This window comes from Paenibacillus lemnae, assembly GCF_012933385.1.
Classification (GTDB): domain Bacteria; phylum Bacillota; class Bacilli; order Paenibacillales; family Paenibacillaceae; genus Paenibacillus_AQ; species Paenibacillus_AQ lemnae.
Window position 1 is genome coordinate 496,581 of the sequence record NZ_JABBPN010000003.1, and the last position, 10,005, is coordinate 506,585.

At 49.0% G+C, this 10,005-nt stretch carries 9 protein-coding genes and 1 rRNA gene; all 10 read left to right on the forward strand.

The window, feature by feature from the left end; all coding sequences use genetic code 11:
* Complete coding sequence (gene rpmA, locus HII30_RS05905) at positions 1-312, forward strand: 50S ribosomal protein L27 (protein WP_169504056.1); 312 nt, start codon at positions 1-3, stop codon at positions 310-312.
* Positions 313-478: 166 nt separating this feature from the next.
* On the forward strand, positions 479-1,234 hold the full coding sequence (locus HII30_RS05910) for a Spo0B domain-containing protein (protein ID WP_169504057.1): 756 nt from the start codon (positions 479-481) through the stop codon (positions 1,232-1,234).
* Positions 1,235-1,253: 19 nt separating this feature from the next.
* The gene (gene obgE / locus HII30_RS05915; RefSeq protein ID WP_169504058.1) at positions 1,254-2,564 is read left to right on the forward strand and encodes a GTPase ObgE; all 1,311 of its coding nucleotides are present in this window, start codon (positions 1,254-1,256) and stop codon (positions 2,562-2,564) included.
* A gap of 179 nt (positions 2,565-2,743) precedes the next feature.
* Complete coding sequence (locus HII30_RS05920) at positions 2,744-3,181, forward strand: ACT domain-containing protein (RefSeq protein ID WP_169504059.1); 438 nt, start codon at positions 2,744-2,746, stop codon at positions 3,179-3,181.
* Positions 3,182-3,238: 57 nt separating this feature from the next.
* Complete coding sequence (locus HII30_RS05925; RefSeq protein WP_169504060.1) at positions 3,239-4,525, forward strand: homoserine dehydrogenase; 1,287 nt, start codon at positions 3,239-3,241, stop codon at positions 4,523-4,525.
* Between the two features lie 55 nt (positions 4,526-4,580).
* Positions 4,581-5,654 (forward strand): threonine synthase, encoded by a 1,074-nt coding sequence (gene thrC, locus HII30_RS05930; protein WP_169504061.1) that lies wholly within the window; start codon positions 4,581-4,583, stop codon positions 5,652-5,654.
* Positions 5,651-6,619: a homoserine kinase gene (thrB, locus tag HII30_RS05935; RefSeq protein WP_169504062.1), complete on the forward strand. Its 969-nt coding sequence runs from the start codon at positions 5,651-5,653 to the stop codon at positions 6,617-6,619. The genes thrC and thrB overlap by 4 nt, the downstream gene beginning before the upstream one ends.
* On the forward strand, positions 6,616-7,503 hold the full coding sequence (gene pheA / locus HII30_RS05940; protein ID WP_169504063.1) for a prephenate dehydratase: 888 nt from the start codon (positions 6,616-6,618) through the stop codon (positions 7,501-7,503). The genes thrB and pheA overlap by 4 nt, the downstream gene beginning before the upstream one ends.
* Before the next feature lie 148 nt (positions 7,504-7,651).
* Positions 7,652-9,229 (forward strand): LysM peptidoglycan-binding domain-containing protein, encoded by a 1,578-nt coding sequence (locus HII30_RS05945; RefSeq protein ID WP_169504064.1) that lies wholly within the window; start codon positions 7,652-7,654, stop codon positions 9,227-9,229.
* 414 nt (positions 9,230-9,643) lie between these two features.
* A 16S ribosomal RNA gene (locus HII30_RS05950) occupies positions 9,644-10,005 on the forward strand; the annotation flags it as partial.

Sequence of the window (10,005 nt, forward strand, 5' to 3'; positions counted from 1 at the left end):
ATGTTGAAATTGGATCTTCAGTTATTCGCATCGAAAAAAGGTGTAGGTTCCACAAAGAACGGACGGGACAGCCGCTCGAAGCGTCTTGGTACGAAGCGTGCGGACGGTCAAGCTGTTTCCGGCGGAAGCATCTTGGTTCGCCAGCGCGGAACGAAAATTCACCCAGGCACAAACGTGGGCATCGGTAAAGACGATACACTGTTTGCGAAAGTCGATGGCGTTGTGAAATTCGAACGTTGGGGTCGTGATCGCAAGAAAGTGAGCGTCTACCCGGTTGAGGTCGCTCCTGTAGCGGCTGCGGTTGAGGCTTAATCGTCTCAGGACTGGCTTACAGTTAAAGAAGTCTCCGGCACTATGCCGGAGACTTCTTTTTTTGAATAGGGTCTATTGTTATTTACATTACGTGATGAATCCCCAATAAAGTCTATGGTATACTGGGAATTGGTGAAAGTAACCAGTAGAGGAACGGGGAGAAGTCATGAATTCCTGGAGATGGATTGCAGCCGGGACAGGTCTGACGACACTGCTGCCTGCTGCGTTAATGTACTGGCATCCTTCGCTTGGCTCTGCTGCAGCGGTAGTGATGTGGTCGGCGGCCGCTTCAGTTATAGCTTTTTGGATGTCCCGGCGCAGGGAGCAGCAGCACATGGCATCGGAGCTTGTAAGGCTGGAAGAAGCCGTGAAAGATAGAGCCATTCAGACATTAAATCATCACCGGCATGACTGGATGAATGAGCTCCAAATTATGTATGGATATATTCAATTAGGTAAACATGATAAATCCGTACTGTGTGTGGAAAGAATAAAAGAACGGATGCTTCAGGACAGCAAGGTATCCAAACTGGGCATTCCTTCACTCGTATTTTATCTGCATGCATACCGCAGTTATAACCCGGCGCTGCCGCTTGAAGTTGAGGTTGTAGATCAGGTGCATCTCAATGAAAAGCTCCCGGTCGAAACCCAGCAGGCGCTGACGGAAGCCGTCATTACAGTGGTGGATAGGTATCAGCAGGCAGGTATGTCATCTTCTCCTGAAGAAGAGAAGCAGTTAATTCTGACGTTCTGGGAGCAGGAAGACGGATGCATCGCTGAGTTTGAGGGTGAAGGGGAGTTCGGAGACCGGCTGACGCTGGAACAGCAGTTACATGAAGCAGTGAATAATACAGTAATGCGGGTGGAGCAGGTGGATACGGGCCATATGACGTACCGTCTGTGTGTACCGTATGTGACTTGAGGAAGGTGAAATCAATCTCATGTTCGTAGATAAAGCAAAAGTATTTGTAAGAGGCGGGGACGGCGGAGACGGTCTGATCTCATTCAGACGAGAGAAGTATGTGCCCAATGGCGGCCCGGCCGGAGGAGACGGCGGAAAAGGCGGCGACGTGATTTTTCGGGTCGATGAAGGTTTGAGAACACTGATGGATTTCCGTTACCAACGGCATTTCAAAGCCAAACGGGGAGACAAGGGACGGAATAAAAGCCAGCACGGGGCGAATGCAGAAAATATGGTGGTGCGCATTCCTCCCGGTACGGTACTGGTGGACGATGATACAGGCGAGGTCATCGCAGATTTGACCCGCCATGGCCAGCAGGTCATTGTAGCACGCGGAGGCCGTGGGGGGCGAGGTAACATTCGTTTCGCCACTCCAAACAACCCGGCTCCGGAACTGGCTGAGAACGGAGAAGAGGGCGAAGAGCGGTACGTGACTCTGGAATTGAAGGTTATGGCAGATGTAGGCTTGGTCGGATTTCCGAGTGTCGGCAAATCCACACTGCTGTCTGTCGTGTCGGGTGCCCAGCCGAAGATCGGGGCATATCATTTTACGACGATTACTCCGAATTTGGGCGTGGTTGAAGTCAGTGATGATCGTAGTTTTGTCATGGCGGATTTGCCGGGTCTGATCGAAGGTGCTCATGAAGGCGTTGGACTGGGGCATGAATTCCTGCGTCATGTAGAACGGACACGCGTCATTATTCATGTTGTGGATATGTCGGGTTCTGAAGGAAGAGATCCTTTTGAAGACTGGCAGAAGATCAATGATGAGCTCAGACTGTACAATCCGGTGCTTGCCGAAAGACCCCAGATTGTAGCAGCTAACAAAATGGATATGCCGGACTCTGCAGATCATCTGGAGATTTTCCGGGAGCAGGTTCGGGAGGTTCATCCGGATCTGGAAATTATGCCGATCTCATCCTTGACCCGTCAGGGGATTCAGGAATTACTGTATCGTGCGGCAGCTCTGCTGGATGCCATTCCAGATGAAGTGGCTGTAGAGGATGTGCCTGAAGTGGCTGAGCGTAAAGTGTACAAGTTTGATAAGAAAGACGACAATACCTTCACAATTACCCGTGATAATGAAGCCTACGTGGTTCATAGTGAGCGGATTGAGCGTATGCTGAAACGGATGCAGATGAATTCCCATGATGCCATCCTGAAGCTCGCACGAACCATGCGCCATATGGGAATTGATGAGGAGCTCCGCCGCCGCGGGGCGGTTGACGGAACCATTGTGCGTATTGCCGATTTCGAATTCGAGTTTGTGGAAGGCAGCAGCTACTATTAAAACGATGAACCGCCGGATTCTCTGATGAGGAACCGGCTTTTTTTATGGTTATTCCCTGAACTTTTGGCCTCTTTAAGGTATAGTGGTATAAAATAGTCCCATATGTATTGCTCTTATGACCGTTATCCCTTATAATGTCCACTATACGAAAACAGTAGTCTTTGAGGAGAGGACGTTTTGTGAAGGAGCGTTATTATTTAGTCCGTGAGGATATTTTACCGGAAGCCGTTGTCAAGACGATGCAGGTAAAAAAACTGCTGGCTGCTGGTGAAGTGAAAACCGTACATGATGCCGTAGAGCAGGTAGGACTAAGCCGGAGCGCCTTCTACAAATACAAGGATGGCATCCATCCGATCAACCAGCTGGATCGGGACGAGATTGTCACCATTTCTATCGATATGGAACATCGTTCCGGTATGTTGTCTGGCGTGCTTGGACTTGTTGCGGGTGAGGGAGGCAATGTGTTGACAATTCATCAGAGCATCCCCCTGCAGGGTATAGCCAATGTCGTCATTTCCGTTGAAGTATCAAGATTAAATGAAGAGCTGGATGATCTGCTTGTCGGCATGCGCCGGATTGCAGGCGTGAGAAAGGTCCAGATGATTGGACAAGGCTGAGATACGGCCGATAAGAGGATAAAGAAAGATAAGTGTAATACAGGAGGGGTTGTGCAGATGAAGCCGGTTAAAGTGGGATTGTTAGGATTAGGTACTGTAGGTACAGGTGTGGTACGTATTGTTGAAGGTCATCAAGAGGATTTGAGCAGCCAGGTGGGTTCTCCCATCATCATCGAGAAAATCGCTGTGAAAAATACGGACAAAGATCGCAGTGTGGCTGTCGATTCCAGCAAATTGACGACAGACCCTTGGGAAGTGATTCGTGACCCTGAAATCGACGTCATTGTAGAAGTTATGGGCGGAATCGAGCAGACTAAAGCGTATATGCTGGAAGCTCTGGAACTCGGGAAACATATTGTGACCGCGAATAAAGATCTTATGGCACTGCATGGTGCTGAAATATTGGCGAAAGCGCATGAGAAACAGTGTGATGTTTTTTATGAGGCCAGTGTAGCTGGCGGGATTCCGATTATCCGGACACTGATCGAGGGCTTTTCCTCCGACCGGATTACAAAAATTATGGGGATCGTCAACGGCACAACCAATTATATTTTGACCAAAATGAGCCAGGAAGGCGCTTCTTATGAGGATGTCCTGGCAGAAGCACAGGCTCTTGGTTATGCAGAAGCAGACCCGACTTCCGATGTGGAAGGTCTCGACGCAGCGCGTAAAATGGCTATCATGGGAACTTTGGGCTTCCGTACGAATGTTGAGCTTCAGGACGTAACGGTGAAAGGTATTTCACAGGTTAGCAAGGAAGACATCCAGTATGCCAAGCGTCTGGGCTATGAGATGAAGCTGCTCGGTATCGCTGACCGGGAGCAGGACCAGGTAAGCATCAGTGTCCAGCCAACCATGGTTCGTACCAGTCATCCGATGGCTGCCGTGAATGGTGTGTTCAATGCCGTTTATGTATATGGTGAAGCCGTAGGCGAGACCATGTTCTACGGACCGGGTGCAGGTGAAATGCCGACCGCCACTTCGATCGTTGCTGACCTTGTGGCTGTAATCAAGAACTTGAAGCTCGGGGTTAACGGACTGCAGACGATTGCGCCTTATAAAGAAAAGAAACTGAAGAGCGATGATCAGATTTTATCTAAAAACTTTATCCTTCTTCATGTTGATGACAAGGCAGGGGTACTGGCGCAAATCACTCAGGTATTCGCTGAATACGGTGTAAGCCTGGAATCGGTGGTACAGCAGCCGAATGCGTCGACGCCGGAAGCAGAGATCATTATTGTTACACATAATGCAAGCAAGTCGAGTATGGATAAAGTACTGGATCATTTTGAAGGCCTGGAAGTGATTCGCGGTATTAAAAGTGTGTACCGTGTAGAAGGGTAGTTCCTGCCGGACTGTAATCTTATTCATTTTTATAACAAAAGAGGAGCGTTTAACTATGCCTTACGAAGGATTACTGCAAACTTATAGAGAATACCTGCCTGTCAATGACAATACCCCTTTGCTCACGCTGAAAGAGGGCAATACACCGCTGATTCGTGCTGAGAACCTGTCCAAGGATCTGGGCATCGACCTTCATTTTAAGTTTGAAGGCTTGAATCCTACCGGTTCCTTTAAGGACCGCGGCATGGTCATGGCGGTAGCCAAAGCGATGGAAGAAGGAAGCAAGACGATTATGTGCGCCTCTACAGGCAATACATCTGCAGCGGCTGCAGCTTATGCTGCTCGCGGCGGCTTGAACTGCATCGTGCTGATTCCGAATAACAATATTGCACTGGGTAAACTGGCGCAGGCTATTATATATGGTGCTAAAGTCATCGCGATCGATGGTAACTTTGACCGTGCTCTGGAAATCGTCCGTGAAATTACCGCCAAGCATCCGATCACATTGGTCAACTCCGTGAACCCTTACCGGATTGAAGGTCAAAAGACAGCCGCGTTTGAAGTGGTTGATCAATTGGGTAAAGCTCCGGACGTATTGGCGATTCCTGTAGGTAATGCAGGCAACATCACTGCGTACTGGAAAGGCTTTAAAGAATATCATGCAGCCGGTAAATCCAGCTCATTGCCGACCATGCTCGGTTTCGAGGCAGAGGGGGCCATGGCGATCGTTAAAGGCGAGCCAATTGCTAATCCGGAAACGGTGGCTACGGCTATTCGTATCGGTAATCCGGCCAGCTGGAAGACGGCGGTTGCGGCGGCTGAAGAATCCAAGGGACAAATTAATTATGTGACCGATGATGAGATTTTAGAAGCTTATCGTACGATCGCATCACGGGAAGGGATTTTTGCCGAGCCTGGATCCGCAGCATCGATTGCCGGTGTGTATAAAATGAAGCGGGAAGGTTACTTTAAAGGCGGAGAATCGGTTGTTTGCGTACTGACTGGTCATGGTTTAAAGGATCCTAACATTGCGATCAAAACGGTAAACGCAGAGCCGCTGGTGGTATCTGACAGTGAATCTGCTGTCATGGATGCCATCGCACAGCTTGAAGGAGCTGCACAAGTATGAGCTTGAAGGAAGGCGTACGAATCAGGGTCCCGGCCAGTACAGCAAATTTGGGACCCGGCTTTGACACCTTGGGCATGGCACTCTCACTGTACGCCTGGATCGAGCTGCGTCAAAGTGACCAAAGTGTTTTTGAACTGCATGGAAGTGAGATGGACGGGATTCCCCGGAATAAGGAGAATCTGATCTATAAGGTGGCCCAGATGGTGTTCGAGGAGGCTGGCGTTTCGGTACCGGAACTGCATGTTGGTATGTATTCGGAAATTCCTCTGACACGTGGACTTGGTAGCAGTGCTTCTGCTATAGTCGGCGCTCTTGCAGCAGCTAATGCGCTGATCGGTTCTCCACTGCCTTCCAGCAAGCTGTTCGACATGGCTGCGGGCCTTGAGAAACACCCTGATAATGTTGGTGCTTCCTTGTTTGGCGGCTTCATTGCTGCAGCCTGGGACGGAAAACATGCGGATTATGTACGTATTGACCCGCCTGCGGAACTGGAAACCCTTGTTTTAATCCCTGATTTTCAGCTTTCCACATCCAAAGCAAGAGGAGCTCTTCCTGCACAAGTTCCCTTATCGGATGCGGTGTTTAATATTAGCCGTTCTTCTCTTCTGACGGCCGCATTATCTACAGGGCGTCTGGATCTGATTCGTTCGGCCATGAACGACCGGATTCATCAGCCTTACCGGGCGGAGCTTGTACCAGGGATGACGCAAATACTGAAGGAAGCTCCTGATCGGGGAGCCCTTGGAATCGCATTAAGCGGAGCGGGTCCTACGCTCATTGCTTTTGTGAAACGGGGAGAACAACAGACAGAACATTTGAAAACGTACCTTTTAGATACGATGGGCCAGCACGGGATTACAGCATCGGTGATGCTGTTGAGCCCGGATCAAGAAGGTGTATGTGTCCTGGACTATGACCGGAGCACCTCCCTTATGGACATGATTAGAGGTGAAGTCAGAATATGAAACGGATATCACTGCTGCCTTCAGGATCGGTATCCCATGAAGCGCTTCTGTATCTGCTAAATGGAGAAACGGTTGAACTTGTACACCATAAGTTGATTTCCGATGTGTTCATGTCAACGGTGGATGGAAACAGTGATTATGGTGTCATCCCGATTGAGAATACCATCGAAGGATCTGTCAGTCTTCATATGGATTGGCTGGTGAATGAAATTGATGTTCCGATGCAGGTGGAATGGGTCTACCCCTCCATCCAGAATTTAATTGGAAATCGGTCGGAATTTCTGAAGCCGGACGGCAGCTTTGCCTTTGATAAAATTACCCGGATATACTCTCACGCTGTTGCCACCGCTCAATGCCGGCAATTCCTCGCCCGGTATGTTCCAGTGGCGGAATTGGAGCCCGTAGGCAGTACCTCGGAGGGCGTCAAGATTGTCAAAGACAATCCCGGTAAAGGCTGGGCAGCTATAGGAACAACCTTGGGGTCGACCACCCATGGGCTGGATATATTGTCTTCTTCCATTACAGACCATGACAATAACTACACGAGGTTTGTACTGATTGGCAGAGAACCCCTGGCGCTGCCGCGTACGCCGGAGCATACAAAAACCAGCGTACTGGTTACACTGCCGGAGGATGTACCTGGAGCGCTGCACCAGGTACTGTCCGCTTTTGCGTGGCGCAGACTGAATCTGTCCCGCATTGAATCCAGGCCTACGAAAAAGAAGCTGGGGAACTACTACTTCTATATTGATGTGCTGGAATCTGCAGATTCGGTTCTGTTGACAGCCGCTGTAGGAGAGATTGAGGCGCTTGGCTGTCAGGTTCGAATCCTGGGCTCTTATCCGGGGTTTGCTTATGAAAAAGAGAAATCACAGGTCAAATAAAACCTCTGATATAATCCCTTCGCTTTAGGTGGAGGGATTTTTTTTGTCTTTTAGATGTCAATCGCCCATATTCTGCATAGGATGTAGTATCGAATGCGGGCGATAACCTAACGGTGGCCTAGAAGAGAGTGTAGGAGGTTTTAACAGCGTGAAGATACACATCGTCAAACAGGGCGACACCCTATATGAATTGTCAAAAAAGTACGGCGTTTCGTTAGAAAAGATCATTGACGCCAATCCTCAGTTGGTAGATCCCAATCAGCTTGAAGTGGGTGCCAAGATCAAGGTCCCGACAGAGCCAATACCTGTTCCCGGCGAGACGGCTCCAATCATCCACAAGCATACAGTCAAGCAGGGGGACTCCCTCTGGAAGCTGTCCAAAGCGTGGGGAGTATCTTTAAAGCAGATGATTGATGCTAACCCTCAGCTTAAAAATCCCAATGCGCTTTTGGTAGGGGAGGTTGTTAACATTCCTTCTTCCAATTCCTCCAACTCGTCAGGTACAACAGAGGCATCCAGCCCAGGAACGAGTACGGGAGCAGCAGGCAAAACGACTCCGGGGAGTAAAACATATACAGGTCCTAAAGAAGTGATGACAGCTCCAGTGCTCCCAACCCCGCCGAAAATGCCCGAGGCTTCGAAAATGGAAGAACAGGAAATGGAAATTGAATTTTCGCCTGAGATTACTGTGGTTCCCGAGATTGTAGTAAAACCTGAGATCAATGTGACCCCGGAAGTTATTATGATGCCATCTAAACCGGAAGTGATTGAGAAAACGATCGTCATCGAAAAAGAATGTGAGCCTATCGTTCATTATGTAGCGGAACCGCCGTGCACTGAAACACAACCAATGATGCATCCACAGTTCTGTGAACCGATCCCGGAGTGTCCGGAATTGTACGCTACACCTATGCATCATTACGTCCATCCAATGTATGAACAAATGTCTCATCAGTTTGCTATGTCTGGTGCACCATGCGGCTGTCATGAAAGTTCACCATTGTCATATCATCAAGGATGGGGCCCAGGGCAGGCTTCCATGCAAATGAATCATATGCCGCATACTTATGGGCTGCCAATGGAAGCTCAGAGTTCACCAGGATCATATTATCCTGGGCTGACGGATCATCACTCTTCGGGAGAATATTCCCACGGTGTCTATGCAGGAACTGGCCAATATCCGGTATATGATGCCATGCAGCCTGTCCCTTGCGGATGTCATGGGATCATGCCGATGGCCGTTCCTTATGGACCGCAGTTCGGAAACCAACCGATCACCCAATCCAATCCGGCTCACTTTCATCAAATGTACGCACCACAGCAAGGTATGGTGATGGGGACTGCTTCACAACCTGTTCAGTCTTGGTCACCGTACGGGATGCCAATGATGCAGAGTTCTGGGGCAGGAATGTCTTCAGGGATTCATGCAAGCGGCCAGTATGCATCAAGCGGAGAAGCTGGCGTATATCCTCAAAAAAACTGTGGATGCCATGGTCGTCAGGATGAAAACGTCCAGTTCAATCAATCAGTAAGTACATTCCCTGAGTTTCAGATCAGCCCGGAAGTGAATGCTGACGATGAAGAGCAATCCATACAGGAATCAAAAGCGGTTAAATCTACAGCCAAAGTTTCGAGACAGAGTGCGGGACGTAATAAATCGAAACCTACTCGTAATAGTAAGCCTTCCGGCGTACGTCAGCGCAAAAACCCATGGATTAAAAACTAGAAGCAGAAAGATAGACAGGAAAGGCAGGCGGCTATCGCCTGCCTTTTTGAATTGGTATATTTTATGTGTTGAAACAAGTTGGAAGCCTGTGATATATTATAAATCCGGTCGAGATAAGCAGTATTATCAATAATCGATCGTAAAGTTTGCAAGGATTAAAACTTATGAAATAAAAAGCTTGCAAATGAAGATGGAACATGATAAGATATAAAAGTTGCTGAAGCGAGAGAACGCGAGGCGACATTAAAGAAGTTGATCTTTGAAAACTGAACAACGAGTGAGTTAAACCGATCTTGCTTTTAGCAAGATCAAACATGAGATTATATAATCTCGTCAGTTTTGAAATGAGCTTTTAAACTCATCGGTCGGATATTTTCTCGGAGTCATTTGGGAAAGTGTTCGCTCGATAAATCCTATATGGAGAGTTTGATCCTGGCTCAGGACGAACGCTGGCGGCGTGCCTAATACATGCAAGTCGAGCGGAGCTGACGGAGTGCTTGCACTCCTGATGCTTAGCGGCGGACGGGTGAGTAACACGTAGGCAACCTGCCCTCAAGACTGGGATAACTACCGGAAACGGTAGCTAATACCGGATAATTGATTCCTTCACCTGAGGGGATTATGAAAGGCGGAGCAATCTGTCATTTGAGGATGGGCCTGCGGCGCATTAGCTAGTTGGTGAGGTAACGGCTCACCAAGGCGACGATGCGTAGCCGACCTGAGAGGGTGAACGGCCACACTGGGACTGAGACACGGCCCAGACTCCTACGGGAGGC